17 protein-coding genes are annotated in these 20,389 nt (G+C 29.2%); 9 read left to right on the forward strand and 8 right to left on the reverse strand.

Features of this window, described 5'->3' with window-relative positions:
• Positions 1-127: 127 nt before the first annotated feature.
• Positions 128-682 (forward strand): ClbS/DfsB family four-helix bundle protein, encoded by a 555-nt coding sequence (locus ACNI3D_RS06365; RefSeq protein WP_419768668.1) that lies wholly within the window; start codon positions 128-130, stop codon positions 680-682.
• Between the two features lie 22 nt (positions 683-704).
• Here the strand turns inward: ACNI3D_RS06365 and ACNI3D_RS06370 are convergent, their stop codons facing one another.
• The 4 genes from ACNI3D_RS06370 to ACNI3D_RS06385 form a co-directional block, all read right to left on the reverse strand.
• Positions 705-3,173, reverse strand: a complete 2,469-nt coding sequence (locus ACNI3D_RS06370; protein WP_419768669.1) for a molybdopterin-dependent oxidoreductase — start codon at positions 3,171-3,173, stop codon at positions 705-707.
• A 10-nt stretch (positions 3,174-3,183) separates the two neighbouring features.
• Entirely contained in the window at positions 3,184-3,771 is a 588-nt protein-coding gene (locus tag ACNI3D_RS06375; RefSeq protein WP_419768670.1) for a hypothetical protein, read from the reverse strand.
• Positions 3,772-3,868: 97 nt separating this feature from the next.
• A complete protein-coding gene (locus ACNI3D_RS06380; RefSeq protein ID WP_419768671.1) occupies positions 3,869-4,558 on the reverse strand; it encodes a response regulator transcription factor in 690 nt (229 codons plus the stop codon).
• Complete coding sequence (locus ACNI3D_RS06385) at positions 4,551-6,560, reverse strand: ATP-binding protein (RefSeq protein ID WP_419768672.1); 2,010 nt, start codon at positions 6,558-6,560, stop codon at positions 4,551-4,553. Before ACNI3D_RS06385 ends, ACNI3D_RS06380 begins: the two co-directional genes overlap by 8 nt.
• Positions 6,561-7,054: 494 nt before the next feature.
• On the opposite strand from ACNI3D_RS06385, the gene ACNI3D_RS06390 reads away from it, so the two are divergent.
• The 8 genes from ACNI3D_RS06390 (at position 7,055) to lhgO (ending at position 16,439) form a co-directional block, all read left to right on the forward strand.
• The gene (locus tag ACNI3D_RS06390) at positions 7,055-7,729 is read left to right on the forward strand and encodes a response regulator transcription factor (protein WP_129099705.1); all 675 of its coding nucleotides are present in this window, start codon (positions 7,055-7,057) and stop codon (positions 7,727-7,729) included.
• Positions 7,730-7,732: 3 nt separating this feature from the next.
• Positions 7,733-8,695: a cytochrome-c peroxidase gene (locus tag ACNI3D_RS06395; protein WP_129099706.1), complete on the forward strand. Its 963-nt coding sequence runs from the start codon at positions 7,733-7,735 to the stop codon at positions 8,693-8,695.
• Positions 8,692-10,185 (forward strand): ATP-binding protein, encoded by a 1,494-nt coding sequence (locus tag ACNI3D_RS06400; protein ID WP_419768673.1) that lies wholly within the window; start codon positions 8,692-8,694, stop codon positions 10,183-10,185. Before ACNI3D_RS06395 ends, ACNI3D_RS06400 begins: the two co-directional genes overlap by 4 nt.
• Positions 10,186-10,273: 88 nt before the next feature.
• Positions 10,274-11,299, forward strand: a complete 1,026-nt coding sequence (locus ACNI3D_RS06405) for a cytochrome-c peroxidase (RefSeq protein WP_419768674.1) — start codon at positions 10,274-10,276, stop codon at positions 11,297-11,299.
• Between the two features lie 317 nt (positions 11,300-11,616).
• Complete coding sequence (locus ACNI3D_RS06410) at positions 11,617-12,630, forward strand: TAXI family TRAP transporter solute-binding subunit (RefSeq protein WP_419768675.1); 1,014 nt, start codon at positions 11,617-11,619, stop codon at positions 12,628-12,630.
• A gap of 90 nt (positions 12,631-12,720) precedes the next feature.
• The gene (locus tag ACNI3D_RS06415; protein ID WP_419768676.1) at positions 12,721-14,670 is read left to right on the forward strand and encodes a TRAP transporter permease; all 1,950 of its coding nucleotides are present in this window, start codon (positions 12,721-12,723) and stop codon (positions 14,668-14,670) included.
• On the forward strand, positions 14,654-15,250 hold the full coding sequence (locus ACNI3D_RS06420; protein WP_375723309.1) for a lactate utilization protein: 597 nt from the start codon (positions 14,654-14,656) through the stop codon (positions 15,248-15,250). The genes ACNI3D_RS06415 and ACNI3D_RS06420 overlap by 17 nt, the downstream gene beginning before the upstream one ends.
• 1 nt (position 15,251) lies before the next feature.
• Positions 15,252-16,439, forward strand: coding sequence for an L-2-hydroxyglutarate oxidase (gene lhgO / locus ACNI3D_RS06425; RefSeq protein WP_419768677.1), 1,188 nt, complete (start codon positions 15,252-15,254; stop codon positions 16,437-16,439).
• A gap of 19 nt (positions 16,440-16,458) precedes the next feature.
• Here lhgO and ACNI3D_RS06430 read toward each other — a convergent pair whose 3' ends face one another.
• From ACNI3D_RS06430 to ACNI3D_RS06445, 4 genes are read right to left on the reverse strand one after another with little or no spacing between them, the layout of a single operon-like run.
• Positions 16,459-17,019, reverse strand: a complete 561-nt coding sequence (locus ACNI3D_RS06430; protein WP_375723311.1) for a YgjV family protein — start codon at positions 17,017-17,019, stop codon at positions 16,459-16,461.
• 12 nt (positions 17,020-17,031) lie between these two features.
• Positions 17,032-18,186, reverse strand: a complete 1,155-nt coding sequence (gene doeB2 / locus ACNI3D_RS06435) for a N(2)-acetyl-L-2,4-diaminobutanoate deacetylase DoeB2 (protein WP_375723312.1) — start codon at positions 18,184-18,186, stop codon at positions 17,032-17,034.
• Between the two features lie 15 nt (positions 18,187-18,201).
• The gene (locus ACNI3D_RS06440) at positions 18,202-19,236 is read right to left on the reverse strand and encodes a proline racemase family protein (RefSeq protein WP_419768678.1); all 1,035 of its coding nucleotides are present in this window, start codon (positions 19,234-19,236) and stop codon (positions 18,202-18,204) included.
• The gene (locus tag ACNI3D_RS06445; RefSeq protein ID WP_419768679.1) at positions 19,229-20,386 is read right to left on the reverse strand and encodes an alcohol dehydrogenase catalytic domain-containing protein; all 1,158 of its coding nucleotides are present in this window, start codon (positions 20,384-20,386) and stop codon (positions 19,229-19,231) included. Before ACNI3D_RS06445 ends, ACNI3D_RS06440 begins: the two co-directional genes overlap by 8 nt.
• Between the last annotated feature and the right edge of the window lie 3 nt (positions 20,387-20,389).

Here is a 20,389-nt window from a genome sequence, read left to right on the forward strand (position 1 = left end):
TTAAGTTAACGACGCTAAATTGCGGTTTATTTAAATTTTATAAAATAATAAACTTATAGTTTTCTTTAAGTTAAAGTGGAAATATCGCTTTGTAACTTAATTCAAAGGTTAACTATAAGGAAAATATGTGCCAATTCCACAAAATAAAGATGAACTACTAAATGCAATAAAAGATAGTTTTAGTAAGTTACATAAAGACTATGAAAACATTCCTAATGACTTAACAAGAATAGATAAAGTAGAAGGTAATGTAAAAAATACCCAAATTAGTGTATGTGATACATTATCTTATTTAATTGGATGGAGTCAATTAGTTTTAAAATGGTATGATAAAAAATCAAAAAATGAACAAATTGATTTTCCTGAAACAAATTATAAATGGAATGAACTAGGAAAGTTAGCACAAAAATTTTATGCAGATTATGTAAACTGGTCTTTTCAAGATTTACTAAATGAACATAAAAAAGTCAACAATGACATTTTGAACTTAATAGACTCATTGAGTAATGATGAATTATATCAAGTAAACTGGTATAAACAATATACTCTAGGAAGGATGATTCAATTCAATACATCCTCTCCAAATCAAAATGTACGAAAAAAAATTAGAAATTTTAAAACTTCAAGTTATTTTAAGATGACGATTCTCCTCGGAACTGCTAATAAAGGGTTTCTTAAATAATGAAACCCTTTAAGTATAATTATTAACCTTGAATAATTTTTGGTTTAGTAAAAGCATTAATTGGTTTTAATACACCTTTAAATACTTCTATTTGAACTAAAGCAGTATGTGCAATATTACTTTGAGCTAATTTTGACGTACCTTTATCAATAGTAAGGATATTTACATTACCATGTTGACATAGTGATTTTTCACCTGGAATTTCAGGAGAATACCAAGCACCTTCACACATGATAACTACATCATTAATTACTTCTTCTGTAATATGAGCTGCAGCTAAGATTTCACCTCTATCGTTGAATACTCTTAAAATATCACCATCTTTAATAGCTCTTTTTTTAGCTTCTTTAGCATTCATTAGGATTGGCTCTCTTCCAGATTTCTCATATAGACCTCTAAGATAACTATTATTCATTTGAGAATGAAGTCTATATTTAGAGTGAGGAGAAACTAAATGTAATGGATATTTCTTAGTAACTTCTTTATTTCCTAGCCACTCTTTTGGCTGAATCCATGAAGGGTATCCTTTACAATCGTCATAACCAAATTTAGCAACTACTGGAGAATAAATCTCAATCTTACCAGATGGTGTTCCTAATTTATGTTTATAAGGATTTTTTCTAAACTCTGTATATCTAGTATAGTTCAATGTTTTTTCATCATCTTTAGGGAATTGAACATAACCTTTTTCCCAGAATTCATCAAATGATGGCATAGATATACCCATAGCTTTACCTTTTGAAGCTGCATCTGCATAGATAGATTTAACCCAATCTAACTCAGTTTTCTCTTCTGTAAATACTTCTTCATATCCCCATCTTTTACATAACTCTCTACAAATCCAGAAGTCACTTTGACTTTCACCTGCTGGTACTACTTCTGCTTTTCTAGCTAAAATAAATTCTTTTGTACTACCAGTTTGGTCAATATCAATTCTTTCAAGCTCTAAAGCTACGGGAAATACAATATCTGACATTTTTGCAGTAGAAGTCCAAAATGGTTCAGCAGTAATAACTGTATCTACTTTTTTCCATTGTTCAATCATATTATTTACATCTTGATGTCTTGTTAATGGAGATCCAGATGCATTATACATTAATCTGATATGTGGTAATTTAATTTTCTTACCATTTTGGTCAATTATTTTTCCTGGGTTTGCTAAAGCTTCAATTGATCTTGAAGATGGAATAACATGGTCTTGATTTTTTAACCAAGGTGCATTAGGATACTTCTTATTATATTTTTCTGGTATTGATTGCGAAATACCAGAAATAGTTGGAGTCACTTTATCAGCAGCACCAGACGAATTGTAAGCTAATGAAAACTCAATTCCTCCACCAGGTAGTCCCATATGTCCTAACATTGCAGATAGAACTGTACACATCCAATGGTTTTGTTCACCATGATCTTGTCTTTGAAGTGCTCTACCACAAAGAATAATTGATCTCTCTTTTGCTAAAGTTTCAGCAAATTGAGCAATTTGTTTAGACGGTACACCTGTGATTTCCTCTGCCCAGTTAATATCTTTTACTTGCCCATCAATTTCACCCATAAAATATTTTTTGAATTTATTAAATCCAACAGTATATTTCTTAATAAAATTTGCATCATAAAGTTTTTTAGTATATAAATGATGAATCATTCCTAGCATTAACGCAGGATCCGTTCCAGGTTTAACTGCAATATGTTTTGAACCTAAATATCTAGCTGTATCATTAACTCTTGGATCTACAGTAAATGCTTTGATTTTTCCAGCAACTACTGCTTTTTGTAATTTTGCAAATTCTTCATAACATCTATGTAGTGGAATAGACCAAGTAATTTGGTTAGTTAAAATAGGATCACATCCCCATATAACAACACTTTTTGCATTTTCAATAATAGCTTTCCATTTTGTTGGTGTATCATAAACAGAAGAACCACCTAAAACGTGAGGCATAATTACAAGCCCCGCACCAGTTGAGTAATCTCCAGATTCAGTAACAAACCCACCAAGAACTCTCATCATTCTTCTAGATACTGTTCTTCCCCAACTTACACGTCCAGAACCACCCCACCAGTAACACTCACCGTAGATACTCTCTGGTCCAAATTTATCAAAAGTTGTTCTCATTTGTTTTGCAGCTAAGTCTAATGCCGTATCCCAAGAAACTCTAACAAATTCTTCTTTTCCTCTTAACTCAGGTTTTGAAGGTCCTTTTGCTTCTAAAAATGATTTTCTAACCATTGGATATTCTACTCTTGTATTATTTTGCATCATATCAGCAGTAGCTCTAATCATTGGTGTTGGAAAATAATCTTTTTCAAAAGCTTTTGTTTCTGTTACTTCACCACTTTTAATTGTTGCATTAAACATACCAAATCTGTTTGCAGAAAAAGCAGTTCTTTTCTCAAAGTTTGTCATATCTGCCCAACCATCAAGACCTGATGCTTTTATTGTAGTTGCAGCACTAACTGCAGCTCCTAATTTTATAAATCCTCTACGTTTCATAATTTCTCCTTTATTTTGCGTCTGAAGCATTTTGTTGTAAATATTTAATTATTAAATTTTTTGTTGGAGCATCAAGTGCCACTTGCTCCATCATACTTTCAATTTGTTGTGGCCACTGATTAACTGTGTAAGCGGTAGAAGCTGGTAAGTGATGACACATTGAACAAGTTCTTTCATATGTCTTTTTTGCATTTAAATATAGTTTTGCTGGTTCTTTAGCAATTTGTTTAGAATCAATTTTAAATTCACCTTCTACTTCATGCCAAATTTCTCCATAATCATCTTCATATTTTTTAACTATGTTAAAAGCTTTGTTTGCAATATCTTCTTCTTTGAACTCTACATAAAGTTCACCTCTTTTCATATCTCTTACTACCATTTGAGGATAGTTTTCTAGTCTAAAACCTTTTACTTTGATTGTTGTTTTATCTTTTGAAGTTTTGACAACATCAACTGGAGTTAATATTTGAATATATCCAATATTCTTTCCACCTTGAGTTAAATTAGTTTTCTCTTTTAAAATTGTGTCATTTGCAAAAGAAAAACTAATTGCTGATGATAGTAATAAAGATAATCCAATCTTTTTTACATTTGCCATTTTTGAGCCTCCTGTAGCTTCTTTTTTTGTTTCTCTATAGGAATTTTATGGCAAGACTATAAATAAAGTATAATCTTTTTATTTTTTTGAAGTTTTTCTATTTTAATGTAAGTTTATATCCAATACCTTGGATATTTTGAATAAGTTCTGGGTAGATTTTTTTACGTAGTTTATTTATAAACATTCTTATTGCATCGGGTGTTGCACCACTTTCCATCCAGACATAGTTTTCTATTAATGAAAAAGGAACAGAGTGTTCTTGATGCTTTAATAAAAGAGTTAAAAGTCGTTGTTCTTTTTTCGTTAAAGGTATTATTTCATTATTTAATACTAACTCTTTTGTGTCCAAATTATATTTGTAGCCATTTGATAAATCAAAAAGAGTAAACTCTTCTTTAAAAGAGTTCATTGAAAGCAGCATGGACACCAAAAGTTGTTTTTTATCGAATGGTTTTTTTAAAACACTTCTACTTTTTACTTCTATTGCTTCAAGCATATTTTCATCTGTATCATAAGCAGTTAAAAAGATAATAGGAATATAAGGATCAAACTTTCTTATTTCATGACTCATTCTAAGACCTGTCATTTTTGCCATATGAATATCTGAAATAATCAAATCTATATTGTTTGATTGAAATAATTCAACTCCTTCTATCCCATTATTAGCTGTAAAAATTTCATTTACGTGCTCTTCAATCGATTCAACCATAATCTCAAGAAGATTTGCTTCATCTTCTACTATTAAAATATTTTTGTTTTTTAGAAGTTCTTCTATTTTTTCATACATTAGATTCTCCTAATTCAATTATAAACCTAGTAGGATTTGAACTACTATCTAAAATAAACTTTCCATTCATTTTTCTTTCTATTAATAGTTTACAAAGATGAAGACCTGTTCCTGTTCCTTGTTCACCTTTTGTTGTAAAAAATGGTTGAAAAATCTTTTCTTGGTTATCTTTTGAGATTCCTTTACCATTGTCCTCAACAATTATAAAAAAAGAATCTTCTTTTTTGTATAGATTTATTTTTATGCTTGCATCAAAAAGAGGATTATCTTTTAATATTTTTGAGAGTTCATCTTTTGCATTACTTATTAGATTTATAAGTACTTGTTTTAAATATGAAGGGTAACTTTTGCAAGAATAATTGTTTTTTTCATCATAAGTAAACTCTAATTCTATGCCATTCATTGTCATTTGAGGAGAACTTATTAGAATTATTTCATTTATTATATTTACTAAATCAAAATTGCCTTTTCCAAAATTTTCTTTGTAAAAATTTCTAAAAGCATTTATTGTTTCATTCATGAGCTCAATATTAGCTCGTGACCTATTTAAGTAATTATTTGCTTTTTCAAAGTTTTGTTTTTCAATCATCTCTTCTGCATTGCTAATTAACATCAAAAGAGTACTAAGAGGTTGCCTCCATTGATGAGATATAGCACTTACCATTTCACCTAATGCAGCCATCTTACTATTTTGAATTAGGATTTGTTCATGTTCTATCTCTTTTTTTTCCAGCTCTTTTTCATGGCTTACATCATTTATTGTTACAATTATACCCTCTAGTTCTTTTTGATAATTATTAAGAAGTGGAGTTATTTGAACTCTAAATATTTTTCCATTCTTTTTTAGAGTATGTGATTTCATTTTAAAAAGATTGCTTTTTATATCCTCAAAACAAGATATTTGATTTTCATTACAATTTATATGATTAACAATAGAATTTAATGGTTTTCCATAAAGGGTTTTACTTTTTAAAGCAAATGTTTTTTCAAATACTTTATTTATAAATATTATATTTCCATTTTTATCTGTTAATAAAACACCCCAAGTTGGACTTTTTGCAAAATGTCCTAAAAGTTTATGTTTTTCATAAAGCTCTCTTTGTGTTTTAGATAAAAAGAATATTGTTCCTAAACCTAAGGCAAATAGAAATAAAGAAGAAAGAAGATTCATAAAAAGTTGATGATCTAAATTTTTATAAATTTCATTCTCATCTAAAGCAGATACAAATAACCAATCACTATTTTCCAAAGTCTCATATGTAAAAAGATAAGATTTATCATCTAAGGTAAAACTCTTATCACCTTCTTTCTTTTTAGAAAGTGTATATAGAAAACTTGTTAATTCTTCATTTGAAAAATCAATTCCTAATCTATTTGACTGGGCAATTACTTTAGCATTTTTCGTCATTAAAAAAGCAAAACTTTTTTCTAAATGAAAGAGTTTTGCCAGTTCTTCTTTAACTGATTCAAGTTCTAAATCACTTGCCATAACTGCAATAAGTTTATCATTTTCATAAATAGGCGAAACTATACTTATATATTTCTTTCCTTCAAAACCAGGTGAACCTTCATATGGTTTTGTGATAGTTGTCTTACCTTTTCTCCTTGCTTCAATATACCAAGGTCTTTGTGTAGCAATATAGTCTTTTGAATAAAACCAATCAGGTCGTCCTGAAATAGTAAAGTTATCAGGATATGCAATATATACGCTAGTAAATCCATTACCAGAATTCATTGCATTTGTAAGTAGCTCTTTTATACTAGCAAAATCTTTTTCTCTATCTTTTTTTGTTAGATTTCTACCCATAGTTTCGACTATGCGCTTTAAAGCAGATAGCCTTTCATCAAATTTCTCTTTATAAGCATGAACTAATTTGATTTGGTTTTCTCTAGTATTTGTTAGTAGATATGATTTATTTTCAGAATAGGTAGAGTAAATTATAAATATATATAATAGAAAAAATATTATTGAAATTAGAATAAAGAATCTGTTTCGTTTCACCTTTTGTCCTTTTATGTCTTCTATTTCATAATAATATCAAAGTATAACAAAAGTATAATTTTTAAATCTAGATAATATCTTACTTTGATTGAATTTTAAAAATCCGGGGACAAGATACCAATTAATTGTAAATTGAATTACATCTCAAAGGTTGAAACTTCACTTTTTTCTAATGTTGTTTTTACGGTGGCAGCTTCGCATTTCTTACTTTGTTTCAAAAATACATTTACTTTATTTAATATAGAAAACTTAAGTTCCCTAAAAAAGGTACTTTATAGATAAATTTATATCAATTTATCTATTATTTTTTGTTTCCTATCTTCTGTCGACAGTTCATAATATTAAAAATTAATTATCTAACAGTAGTCTTATAATAAATCAAAAATATATAATTGAATAAGCATTTTCTGTATTCTATAAGATATAATAAGATTTAGAATCTTTATTCCATTATTATAGAACTGTATTTTACTTTTATTCAAAAGGGCATTTATATGAAGAATTTAAAAAACATAAAAATATTATATATAGATGACGAACAATTTATTAGAGAAGATGCTGTTGAGTATCTTAGTTTTTACTGTGATAATGTATACGAAGCAAGTGACGGATTAGATGGATTAGAGAAGTATAAAGAGCTAAAGCCTGATATTATTATAACAGATATAAAAATGCCAAAATTAAATGGTATTGAGATGATAAAAGAGATACGAAAAAGTGATAAAAATACTAAAATTATCATTGCTACTGCATTTTTAGAAACTTCATATTTACTTGAAGCAATAGAACTTGGACTTATAAAATATCTTGTAAAACCTATAATGGAAGATGCTTTATTACCTGTACTTGAAAGCTGTACAGATGATATTATCCAAAAGTCTTCTATATTTAATATTTGTGGTGGATATAAATTTGACATATTAAACCAAACACTTTTTTTAAATAAAGAACAAATATCACTTACAAAGAAAGAATTACACTTTTTAGAACTATTAATAAAAAACTCTAAACGTGCAGTAAAATATGATGAGTTTAGTAGCTACGTTTGGGATGGATATATGACTGAAGATGCTTTACGTGCTATTGTGCGAGAACTTAGAAAAAAAATTTCTAAACAGAGTATAAAAAATATATCTGGTATTGGATACCAAATTAATTTAATAGGCTAAAAAATGTATAGATATTTATTGATGTTATTAATGTTTTTTTCAACTCTTTATTCAAATGATCCTATACAACCACTGCCTAAAACAGTTAAATATGATAGAGAAAAAGCACTTCTTGGTAAAAAACTCTATTTTGACCCAATTTTATCAAGGGATAATACAATATCCTGTGCAAGCTGCCATAACCTTGACCTAGCTGGAGTAGATAACCTTCAATTTTCTTATGGAATAAAAGGGCAAAAAGGAATCATCAATACTCCTACTGTGTTAAATTCAATATTCAACTTTAGACAAATGTGGGATGGAAGAACAAAAACCTTAACCCATCAAGTACAATTTCCTATAACCAATCCATTAGAAATGGGAAATAGTTTTGAAAACCTTATTAAAACATTGAAAAAAAAATCTTATTATAACAATACATTTAATGCTCTTTATTCAAATGGAATTACTAAAGAAAATATTGGTGATGCCTTAGAAGAGTTTCAAAAAACACTTATAACTCCAAGTACATTTGATGATTATCTAAGAGGCAATAAAAATGCTATTACTGAAAATCAGAAAAAAGGATTTGAACTTTTTAATAAAAAAGGGTGTGTTTCTTGCCATAATGGTATAAATATAGGCGGTGGTCTTTATGCCCAATTTGGTTTAACAAATGAAGCCATTGCAAAAAACTTGATAAATGAAAATACAGATAATAATTCCTTTAAGAATGGATATAATCCAGACTTAGGTCTTTATAATATAACAAAAAACGATTTTGATAAATTCTATTTTAAAGTACCAACATTAAGAAATGTAGCTCTAACATATCCATATTTACACAATGGTCGGATAAAAACTTTAAATGAAGCTATAAGTTCAATTGCAAAAGCTCAATTGGGCTTAGACCTAACAAAAGAAGAAACTTTTTTAATTGAAGAGTTTTTAAAATCTTTAAGTGGCAAAGTAACAATAATAGAATGAAAGAATATTTAATAAAAAACAATATCTATATAGTTTTGATAACTTTACTTATACTTTTTTTCCTAATGATTTATACAATTGTTGTACATAAAAAATATACGCAACTCTTTTTTGAACACAATGATCAAATAAATACAATTATAGCTCTAAACAATAAACTTAATAGTTATATTTTAGGTAATAGTGCTGTTAATAATTTTGATGTCTTAAATAAAGATATAGATAGAAGTTTAGAATCTATTGAAAAATTAAAAAATGATGCAATACTAACTAAATTTCAAAATTCATATATAAAAGCATTAGATGATTTATATACTAAATTTAATAAAAAAATCATCTGGTTAGAAAGATTCAAAGCAAGAAGAGCAACAAATAAACAAACAATTTCTATTATTTTAGATAGATCACATAATGAGCTTTTAAACTTTGATATTCAGACAAAAAATAAACTCAATAATATAAGAATCGATATATTAGAAAAAATTGAGCAAAATAGTTTTTACAATATTGATGTTGTTAAGCATTATGATCTAGAATTAGATAATAGTTTTTTAATAAATTTTTTAAATAAGGTTAAAGCACTCCAAAAAAGCATTAACTTTCAATTAAAATATCAAGATATTGCTATAAATCATAGTATAGATAAGCTCCTAAAAGAAACTAAGAACTTGCTGTTTCAACAAAGAGAAAAAGCACAACATAGTGTCTATATAAGTTTAAATATATTATATGTACTAGTAACAATATTCTTAATACTTTTTACACTATTTTATAGAAAACTACAACTATCACAAAAACAATTACAAAATCTTACATATCAAAGTAAACTTGCATCAATGGGAGAAATGATAGGTAATATTGCGCACCAATGGAGACAACCACTAACCCATATTTCATATATATTAATGAATATAAAAACTGCATATGAAAAAGATAAGTTAACACCGGAGTACTTTGAAAAAAAATCAAAACTAGCAAACTCTCAAATAAAATATCTCTCAGATACAATTGATGATTTTAGAGACTTTTTCAAAAATACAAATCAAAAAGAATTTTTTAATTTAAGTGTTTCTATAAAAGAGGTGACAAATCTTTTAAAAGATAGTTTTAAATCTCATAATATAAATATTGAGTATAATTTAGATGATACTATCTCTATAAAAGCTTATAGAGGTGAATTTTTACAAGTGCTTTTTAATATTCTTAATAATGCAAAAGATGAATTTATAAAAAAAGAACTAATAAATGCAAAACTAATAATAAAAACTTATACAAAAAAAGACACCATAAAAATTGAAATAAGCGACAATGCTGGTGGCATAAAAAATGAGCTACTTGAAAAGATATTTGAACCATATTTTACTACAAAAGATAAAGGATTAGGTATTGGGCTTTATATGTCAAAGATTATTGTTGAAAAGAGTGATGCTAGATTAGAAGTTCAAAATATTAAAGCTGGGGCTTCATTTATTATTATATTTAAAAAGTAAATTTTAATTTTTAGAAAAATTTTATTTTCTCATAATTTCCACATTTTTTTTTCTTATACTTCTTAATAAAACATTTTAAGGAGAGAAAATGAAAAAAGCTATGGTTTTAGTAACAGTTTTATTTGCAGGAGTAAGTGCTTTTGCAATGTCAGATTCAGAACTTTTAAAAAAAGCTGGCGATGCTGGTCTTAAAGCAATCCCAACTAGTCAAATAGAAATATTAAAACTTGTGGATAACCCAAAAAATCCAATTACAGATGCAAAAATTGAGCTTGGTAAAAAACTTTATTTTGATCCAAGACTTTCAAAAAGTGGAATTATTTCATGTAATACATGTCATAACTTAGGAATGGGAGGAGTTGATGGTGTAGGTGCAGCAGTAGGTCATAAATGGACTCCAAATCCAGCACACTTAAATTCACCAACTGTTTATAACTCAGTATTAAATAAAGCACAATTTTGGGACGGAAGAGATCCTCACTTAGAAGCTCAAGCACAAGGACCTATTCAAGCAGGTCCAGAAATGGCTGCGCCAAAAGGTTTAGTTGAAAAAAGAGTTCTTTCTATGCCTGCATATGTACAAGAGTTCAAAAAAGCTTATGGAGATAATGTAAAAATTGATTTTTCACTAATTACTGACACTATTGCAGTATTTGAAAGAAAATTAATTACTCCTTCAAGATATGATGCATTTTTAAATGGAAATATGAATGCTTTAACTCCAAGTGAAAAAGAAGGCATGACTATATTTATTGACAAAGGATGTGCTTCTTGTCACAATGATATTGGTCTTGGTGGAACTATGATGCCATTTGATGCTAAAAAATATAATCTTAATGTAGGTGGATTTACTGGTACAAAAGATGGCATGGTTAAAACTCCAACACTAAGAAATATTGAAGAAACTGCTCCATATTTCCATAATGGAAATGTATGGTCTTTAAAACAAGCAGTAAAATTAATGGGTGATATTCAACTTGATATGAAAATCTCTGATAAAGATACTGATAAGATTGTAACTTTTTTAAATGCTTTAACAGGTGTTAAACCAGATATTTCATATCCACAACTTCCAGTAATTACTGAAAAAACTCCAAAACCAGATATGAATTAAATGATTCTAGGGATTTGTTCCCTGGAGTTATTATTATCTAAAAAGATTAAAGCTTATTTTTTTAATATAATCAAAATTTAACAAAAAGCATTAAAAACTATTTTTAAAACTGAGAGGCATATACCCTGCCAACAAGAAATAAGACACAAAGTTCTGACATATTTTCTCATTTTGTTTCAAAATAATACTTTACCTTATTTTTATAAAGTCCTATTTAAAGGCATTACTAATACAATTATAAAATTTAAAACAATTTTGAAACAATTTGGTTTCAAAATATGCTATACTTTTTTTGTATAAAAACAAAGGAGAATAACATGTTTAAGAATTCAATTTTAAAAAAATTGTTAGCAACATCAGTAATAACTGCCGCAATGTTAACAGGTGCAAATGCAGCAGAGAGTAAGTATGTAATTGCAACAGCAAGTACAGGGGGAACTTATTATCCAGTTGGTGTAGGTATTGCAACAATAGCTTCAATCAAATTAGCAAAAGACCATAAAGTTACATTCTCTGCAATTACAAGTGCAGGAAGTAATGAAAATGTTGACATGCTAGGAAAAGGCGAAGTAAACTTTGCTATTTTACAAGGACTTTATGGTTCTATGGCTTGGCAAGGAAAAGGTCAATATAAAGGCAATGCTCAAAAAAACCTAAGATCAATAACAATGTTATGGCAAAATGTTGAGCAATTTACTATCAAAAGTAAATATGCAAAAACTGGAAATATAAAAGATATAAAAAATCTTTATGGGGAAAGATTTTCAATCGGTGGAAGAAGTTCAGGTTCTAGAGTTTCTTCAGAAACTATCTTAGAATCACTTGGAATTGATTACAATAAATTAGATTTACAGTACTTAGGTTATAGCCCAAGTTCTACTGCTCTTCAAGATGGAAAAGTACAAGGTATGACAACTCCATCAGGTCCTCCAACATCAGCTGTTACAAATGCTTTTGCTTCAATTGGAAATGATAATATAAAAGTTTTAAATTTCACAAAAGAAGATGTGGAAAAAATTGATGCTGATTATCCTGTTTGGACACCATTTACTATAAAAGCTAGAACTTATCCTGGACAAACAAAAGATATAAATACAATAGCTCAACCAAACTTATTAGTTGTTACAAAAGATACACCAGAAGAAGTTGTTTATTTATTAACAAAAACAATTTATGAAAATCTACCATTTTTAAATAGTGTACATAAAGCAACACTTGCTATGTCTCTACAAAAAGCAATAGATGGATTACCAATGCCTCTTCATAAAGGTGCTGCTAAATACTATAAAGAACAAGGTATTAAAATACCAGATTCTTTAATCGATAACTAAAAATAAAGAGAGTTAAACTCTCTTTATTTTATATCTTACATAAGTGATTTGAAATCATTTATGTAGCTTATAAATCTAAGGACAATAATCATGATACAAATAAAATACTTTAAAGAAATAACATTTATTTATGCAATATTTATTTCACTATTTCACTTTTATGTGAATATTTGGGGAGGAATAAGTGACTTATGGTTTAACTCAGCTCACTTTGCACTTTTAGGTTCTCTTGGATTTTTAACTTATGAATCTAGTAAAGGAGATGATAAAGTAAGTATTTTAAATATTATTCTTGCAATATTGTCTTTGTGTACATTTATTTATATGGTTTTCTTTGAAGAGAGTTTATATTCAGTTGCTCACTCACAAATGAGACTAAGTGATGTAATAGTTGTCTGTATGACAATAGCTTTAGCAATAGAGTTAGTGAGAAGATATACAGGTTATATTATTCCAGCCCTTATAATATTATGCATTTGTTATATACTTTTTTTAGGGCAGTATTTCCATGGTGTTTTTGCTTTTGGAGGAATGGAATTAGATAGATTTTTATATAGAATGTATTATACAAGTGAAGGGCTATTTGGACCAATTGCAACAATCTCTTCTACTTATGTATTTATGTTTATTTTATTTGCTGCTTTTTTATTAAAATCGGGAGCAGGGGATTTTATCGTAGATATTTCAAATGCAGTTGCAGGAAAATATACAGGTGGAACTGGACATGTTGCAGTATTTTCTTCTGCACTTATGGGAACGATATCTGGAAGTGCTGTTGCAAATACAGTATCAACAGGTTCAATTACAATTCCAATGATGAAAAAAGCAGGTTTCAAAGGAACTTTTGCAGCAGCAGTTGAGGCAGCAGCTAGTACTGGTGGACAAATCATGCCTCCTATTATGGGAGCAGGGGCTTTTATTATGGCTCAAATTACTCATATACCATTCTTAACTATTATCTCTGTTTCTGTGTTACCAGCAATTTTATACTTTGCATCTATTTCATTTTATATTCATATTCATGCAAAAGAAAATGATATAAAAGGTGAAGATAATGATATTAAAATTCTTCCATTATTAAGAGAAGGATTTCATTTTATTATCCCTATTACTACTTTAGTTGGGCTTTTAATTTATGGTTATTCTCCTACATATGCAGCTTCAATTGCAATAATTACTATTGTTTTAGCATCATATTTAACAAAAAATAAAAGAATGGGAATCAAAGAGATTTTAGAAGCTTTAGCCTTAGGTAGCCAAAATATGGTGGTAACTGGAGTTTTATTAATTGCAGTTGGTGTTATAGTTGGAGTTATAAATATCTCAGGTGTTGGAATTACATTTTCTCAACTTATTATGGAATGGTCAGGTAACTCTTTACTTATAGCTATTGTTTTAATAGCTATTGCTTCACTTATTTTAGGAATGGGATTACCTGTAACTGCATCTTATGTTGTATTATCTGTTTTAAGTGCTCCTGCTCTTGTAGGTCTTATGTTAACTCCAGAAATGGCAGGACTTGTAAATGCTGGTATTCAAATTCCTGAGGCGGCTATGTATTTACTATCAGCTCACTTGATTATCTTTTGGTTATCACAAGATTCAAATCTTACACCTCCTGTTTGTTTAGCAGCATTTGCAGCAGCAGCTATTGCAAAAACTCCTCCAATGCAAACTGGACTTGTATCTTGGAAAATAGGTAAGGGGATGTATATTATTCCTTTATTATTTGCTTTTACTCCACTTGTAAGTGGGGATTGGTTTGAGAGATTTGAAGTATTTATTTTCGCTTTCTTTGGTATTTTATGTTTTTCTATTGTTATGGAAGGTTTTTGGGATAAAAAGATGATGATTTTAGAAAGAGTTGTGTTTGCAGTTGCTACAATTTTATTATTAACAGAAGATGAAGCTTATCATTTTGAGTCATTTTTTGGTATAGTACAAACTACACATATCGTAGGATTTATTATCTTTGTTGTTTCTATGATATTACATAAAAAGTTGTTTAAAGAGGGAAACAAATATGCAGGAATTGATTAATACTTTAAAATCTTGTGGTTATGATCCACACTTTGTTCAGACAAAAGAAGAAGCTTTTAATTTAGCTAAAACTTTTATAAAAGAGGGCATGAAAGTTGGTCTTGGAGGTTCTGTTACTGTTGGCGAAATAGGATTACTTGATTATTTGACAAATAAAAAAGATATAACTTTATACAACCAATATGAACTTGGTATTTCTATGGAAGAAAATACACACAGAAGAAGACAAGGACTAGTTTCAGATATATTTGTTACAGGAATAAATGCCTTAACAAAAGATGGAAAGATAGTAAATGCTGATGGAAGCGGAAATCGAGTAGCTGCTTTTTGTTTTGGACCAAAAAAAATATTAGCAATAGTTGGTGTAAATAAAATCGTTGAAAATTTAGAAGATGGTTTTAAAAGAGTTATGGAAGTGGCAGCTATCAAAAATATAGACAGAATGAATAAAAAAGCAATAGAGATGGGAAAAGAGCCAAGACAAAATTTAAATACTATTGCTAATAAATTTACTTGGGTAAAAGCAGATGAAAAAGATAGAATCACAATTATTCTTATAAATGAAGAGTTAGGATATTAAAATGCATGATTATTTAATAATTGGTGCTGGAATTATTGGACTAAATATTGCTAAAAATTTAAAAGAGAGATTCCCTGATAGTAAAATTTTAGTAATAGAAAAAGAGCCTGAAGTTGCAATGCATAGTAGTGGTAGAAATTCAGGAGTTTTGCATGCTGGATTTTATTACACTGCAAATTCTTTAAAAGCTAAGTTTACAAAAGAAGGTAATATCGCCCTTAAGAAGTTTTGTAAAGAGCGAAATCTAAAATTAAATGAGTGCAAAAAAGTAGTAGTAGCTACAAATGAAGATGAATTAAGTGGATTATTAGAGTTGAAAAATAGAGGTGATGCAAATGGAGTTGAGCTTCAATGGCTAAGAGAAGAAGAACTAAATATCCTTTATCCTAATATAAAAACCTATGAGAAAGCACTTCTCTGCCCAAGTACAGCAACAGTAAATCCAAAAGAAGTAACAAAAGAGTTTGCAAAAGTTATACAAGAACTAGGAGTCGAGTTACTTTTAGATTGTAAATATATCTCTTCAAGTAAAGATGCAATTCTTACAAGTAAGGGTGAATTTTACGCTAAAAAAGTGATAAATTGTGCAGGTTTATATGCTGATAAAATTGCAAGAAATTATGGCTTTTCAAAGGATTATGTAATCATTCCTTTTAAAGGAGTATATTTAAAAGATAAAACAAATGCTTCACACCTTAGAACAAATGTTTATCCAGTACCAAACTTAGAAAATCCTTTTTTAGGAGTTCATTATACTTTAACAGTAGATAATGAGAGTAAAATAGGACCAACAGCTATTCCTGCTTTTTGGAGAGAAAACTACAAAGGTTTTGATAACTTCTCTTTAAAAGAGTTTTTAGAAATTTCATATTATGAGTTAAAGCTTTTTATTACAGATGCTTTTTCATTTAGAAGTTTAGCTTTTAGTGAGATAAAAAAGTACAATTTTAAATATTTTAAAAACTTAGCTATGAAACTAACTAAAAATATGAATCATGATGGTTTTGACTCTTGGAGTACACCAGGTATACGAGCACAACTTTTAAATAAACACACCCTAGAACTTGTACAGGATTTTGTAGTGGAATCTGATGAAAACTCAGTTCATGTATTAAATGCAGTTAGTCCTGCATTTACCTCTTCAATTCCTTTTGCAAATTGGGTAGTTGAAGAGCATATCTTAAAATAAAAAAGAATTCTTTTTTATTTTAAGGTAAAATTTCATCTTTTACTTTTACACATTCCTCATAAACATTATCAAGTAATTGTCTAGCTTTTTTTTCTCTTCTATATTGTCCAAAAAAGTATATTAAGGCAAAGGCACCTAATAAATCAAATGTAAAAGCAAACCAAGCTTCCATAAGAAAAGCATAAATTCCCCAAGAAAAAGTAGATACCAAAAGTAAAAGCTTCATCTTAAACGAATCTTTTGAAATAGTAGCCAAAGGTGTTGTAATAGATGCTAATACTAAAAATAGACCTTCATACTCTTTTAAACCTAAAAGTAAAAATATAGAAAAAAATGGAATAGAATATAAAATTGCTCTTTCAAGTTTTCTATACTCAAATGCTCCAACATAATACATAAGGGCTATTATAACTGATTGATAAACTCCATGTATCCCACCACTTTGATATAAATCAGGTATTATAAAAACAACTGAAGTTCCTAATAAAATTTTTGTTTTTATTAAATCTTTTATTGCCATACCAATGGCATTTAAAACTATTGCTAATACGCCTAGCAAAGGCACCAATAAGGAAAACATAAAGTTTTCCTTTTAAAATTTAAAATTAGCTAATTTCATAAGTGATATGCTAACAGGTTTTATTAGCTTATCATTGAAATCATAATGCACATTGTGACAAGCTTTTTGATGTTTTTCAATTCCATCATCACTTCCTACAAGAGCAAAGGCTCCTGGGATTTTATTTAGATAATAACTAAAATCTTCACTTGCCATAATTGGAGTTGCTATATTGCTTTGCCAGTTTTCACCTAAAGTATCTTTTAATACTTCTCGCACCTTTGAAGCTTCATCTTTATGGTTAATTGTTGGTTGATATCTATCTCTTAAATCAATATCCACATCAACATTATATGCTAAGGCAATGCCTTTTGATATCTCTTCTATTTGATTAAATACTTTTGTTTTTAACTCATTTGTAGGAACCCGAATACTTCCTTCAACCTTTGCATTATCTGGAATCACTGTTACCCCACTAATCGCATCTATTGATGTAACAGAAACTACAACGGCATCTTGAGGTGCCACTTGTCTACTCGCTATTTGTTGTAGTGCCATAGTTAAAGCAGAAGCTGCAAGAACTGGGTCTTTACAAATTTCAGGTTGAGAGGAGTGTCCTCCCAAACCTTTTAATGTAATATGAAAAGTTCCATTTCCAGCCATTACTGTACCTTCAGGACAAACAGCTTGACCAAATTTAATAGCTGGCCAATTGTGCCAACCAAAAATCATATCAATTCCATCTAAACATCCCTCTTCAATCATCTTCTTAGCTCCATGACCTCCTTCTTCAGCAGGTTGAAATATAAGAGATACTGGGTTTGTTAGTTTATCTTCATTTTGTTTTAACCAAATAGCAGCTGCCATTAAAGTTGCTGTATGCCCATCATGTCCACAAGCATGCATGCATTGATGTTTAACTGATTTATATGAAACATCAGTTTTTTCTTCTAGTGGAAGAGCATCAATATCTCCTCTTAAAGCTATATGAGGACCTTTCTTATCTTGAGCAAGTAATCCAACTGTGCCAGTGCCTGCATAAGTTTTATATGTAATATTATGTTTGTCTAATATCTCTCTTATTGCTTTTGCGGTATTGGTCTCTTCCCAAGTTAATTCGGGATTTTTATGTAAATTATGTCTAAAATTTGTAGCAAATTCTACTACTTCATCAAAATTTTTATACATACCGACTCCTTTTTATTATAAACACTGAATCACTTTTGCTAATTCATTATATTTTGTTAGGCAATCATCACAATTAACTAAAATCTTTGATTTTGCTATTATGTAACTTTTGCCTGTTGTTCTATTTCTTATTACATTTTGTCCATCGATATTTTCAACCCCATCAAAGGTACCAATGAATTTTGTACCCCTTAAACTTACAGTTTCTAATCTTTCACCTGGTTTAATTTTGTCTTCGTATTGTAAATATGCCAATCTAGCAGAGGTACCTGTTCCTGTTGTGCTTCTACAAATAACTCCAGGGTGAACATAAGTTGTTGAGCGTGAGGTATAAAAACCATCTTCTTTTTTCTCAACTCCTCCCATAAAATGTAGAAAAGGAACTGGTCCCACATCACCTAATAAATAGTGTCTTAATGACTCTTTTTTTCTAACTGCTTCAACTATTAAGTAAGCTGTATCGCTCAATTTTTTTTCTTCATCAATTGTAAGATTAAATCCTAATTCACTAGCCTCTACAAGGATATAGAAACCTCCACTATAAGCTACAGAATAGGTAATCTCACCTAACTCTTGGATCACAATTTTTTCTTTATATTGATAAATATAACTTGGAAGTCCTTCGCAAGTTATAGATTCAACTACACCATTTTCTACTTTTGCTTCAATATCTACAAGTCCAGCTGGAGCTTCTAGTTTAAAGTTTAAGATACCATCTTTTTTTTCCACTAATCCATTTTCAATAATGGCAGTTGCTGTACACATTGTATTTGAACCAGAATATATAGGATAACCCATAACTTCCATGATAATATATCCAGCAACTGCTTCTTTATTTTTTGAAGGAACAACTAAGTCTATAGACATCTCAGGGATACCATAAGGTTCATAAAGAAGTGTTTTTCTCAAATCATCAGCATTTGCTTGTAAGTAAAGCATCTGTTCTCTTACACTATTACCTTCCAACTCTTTAACTCCTGTAAATACTATTCTACTTACATCACCACCTGCATGGGTGTCTATTAGTCCTATTGTGTGTGGCTTATTCATTTTCTGTCTTTAAAGAGTATTTTGCACCATGTTTTTCCCATTCGGAATCAGGTATTATTACTATTTTCCCTAAATACCCTTTTCCCCTTGAAACAAAATATTTTTCTGCTTCATGAAGATTTGAGAGTTTAAAGGTTGCGTGTAAGATGGGTTTTAGTTTTTCCTCTTTTATCCATTTCATTAATTGTTTTGCTTCATTTTTTGTACCATGTGATACCCCATGAATCTCCACTTGATAAAGATAAATCTTTGACCATAATACTTCGGTAATATTGTATGAACTTGCTCCTGCGATACTTAGTCTTGGATAGTCATCTCTTTTTTTCATATCTACAATCATAGTATCAATAAAAATATTTGTATACTCTCCACCAACTAAATCCATAACAGCATCAATATTCTCACCCTCTGTTGCTTCTAAAATTCTTTGTTTTAAAGTTGATATTTCACCTCTATCAATCACTTTTTTAGTACCAAGAGCTAAAAGTTCCTCTTCTTTATCCTTAGAACTAAGGGCATAAGGAATAGCTTTTAAGACTTTGCACATTTGGATTAGTGCAGTTCCAACTCCTCCACTTGCTCCACTGATTAAGACTTTATCACCTTTCTTTACTCTTGAGGCATTTAACATTCTAAATCCAGTTTGATATGAACACATACCTAATGAAGCTAGTTGGGCATCATCAATATCTTTATTTGGCATGGCATAGAAGTTTTCACTAGGAATGGCTACATATTCTGCATATCCACCATCTTTTCCATGTCCATAATAATCAGGGATTAAATTTAAATCGGGATTTTGAGATAAATAGATATTAAAATCAACAAGCCCTCTTTGACCTATTAAACTTTTATTTTCATCATCTGCAACTTTTTCAACTGTTCCAACAATATCAGCCCCTTGAATTCGAGGAAAGGTGAAAGTATTATCACCAGTCATATTAAAAGAAGTTACTTCTTCTTTATTATTATCATCAACTGGATATAAACCTTCTCTGGCTTTTCTATCTGTATTGTTTTTAGCTGTTGCTGTTACTTTTATAAGAACCTCACCTTTTTTAAGTGTAGGAATCTCAACATTTTTATATACTAACTTATCTATTCCACCATGACCAACTAAGACCATAGCTTTCATTGTATTATTTCCCATAAT

This window comes from Arcobacter siniprincipis (SeqCode) (genome assembly GCF_048571125.1).
Taxonomy (GTDB): Bacteria; Campylobacterota; Campylobacteria; order Campylobacterales; family Arcobacteraceae; genus Arcobacter; species Arcobacter siniprincipis.

Excerpts from the sequence above, each read along its gene's own strand:
- ACNI3D_RS06370 (WP_419768669.1), bottom strand. The coding sequence starts at position 3,173 with ATGAAACGTAGAGGATTTATAAAATTAGGAGCTGCAGTTAGTGCTGCA.
- ACNI3D_RS06375 (WP_419768670.1), bottom strand. The coding sequence starts at position 3,771 with ATGGCAAATGTAAAAAAGATTGGATTATCTTTATTACTATCATCAGCA.
- ACNI3D_RS06380 (WP_419768671.1), bottom strand. The coding sequence starts at position 4,558 with ATGTATGAAAAAATAGAAGAACTTCTAAAAAACAAAAATATTTTAATA.
- ACNI3D_RS06390 (WP_129099705.1), top strand. The coding sequence starts at position 7,055 with ATGAAGAATTTAAAAAACATAAAAATATTATATATAGATGACGAACAA.
- ACNI3D_RS06395 (WP_129099706.1), top strand. The coding sequence starts at position 7,733 with ATGTATAGATATTTATTGATGTTATTAATGTTTTTTTCAACTCTTTAT.
- ACNI3D_RS06400 (WP_419768673.1), top strand. The coding sequence starts at position 8,692 with ATGAAAGAATATTTAATAAAAAACAATATCTATATAGTTTTGATAACT.
- ACNI3D_RS06405 (WP_419768674.1), top strand. The coding sequence starts at position 10,274 with ATGAAAAAAGCTATGGTTTTAGTAACAGTTTTATTTGCAGGAGTAAGT.
- ACNI3D_RS06410 (WP_419768675.1), top strand. The coding sequence starts at position 11,617 with ATGTTTAAGAATTCAATTTTAAAAAAATTGTTAGCAACATCAGTAATA.
- ACNI3D_RS06415 (WP_419768676.1), top strand. The coding sequence starts at position 12,721 with ATGATACAAATAAAATACTTTAAAGAAATAACATTTATTTATGCAATA.
- ACNI3D_RS06420 (WP_375723309.1), top strand. The coding sequence starts at position 14,654 with ATGCAGGAATTGATTAATACTTTAAAATCTTGTGGTTATGATCCACAC.
- lhgO (WP_419768677.1), top strand. The coding sequence starts at position 15,252 with ATGCATGATTATTTAATAATTGGTGCTGGAATTATTGGACTAAATATT.
- ACNI3D_RS06430 (WP_375723311.1), bottom strand. The coding sequence starts at position 17,019 with ATGTTTTCCTTATTGGTGCCTTTGCTAGGCGTATTAGCAATAGTTTTA.
- doeB2 (WP_375723312.1), bottom strand. The coding sequence starts at position 18,186 with ATGTATAAAAATTTTGATGAAGTAGTAGAATTTGCTACAAATTTTAGA.
- ACNI3D_RS06440 (WP_419768678.1), bottom strand. The coding sequence starts at position 19,236 with ATGAATAAGCCACACACAATAGGACTAATAGACACCCATGCAGGTGGT.
- ACNI3D_RS06445 (WP_419768679.1), bottom strand. The coding sequence starts at position 20,386 with ATGGGAAATAATACAATGAAAGCTATGGTCTTAGTTGGTCATGGTGGA.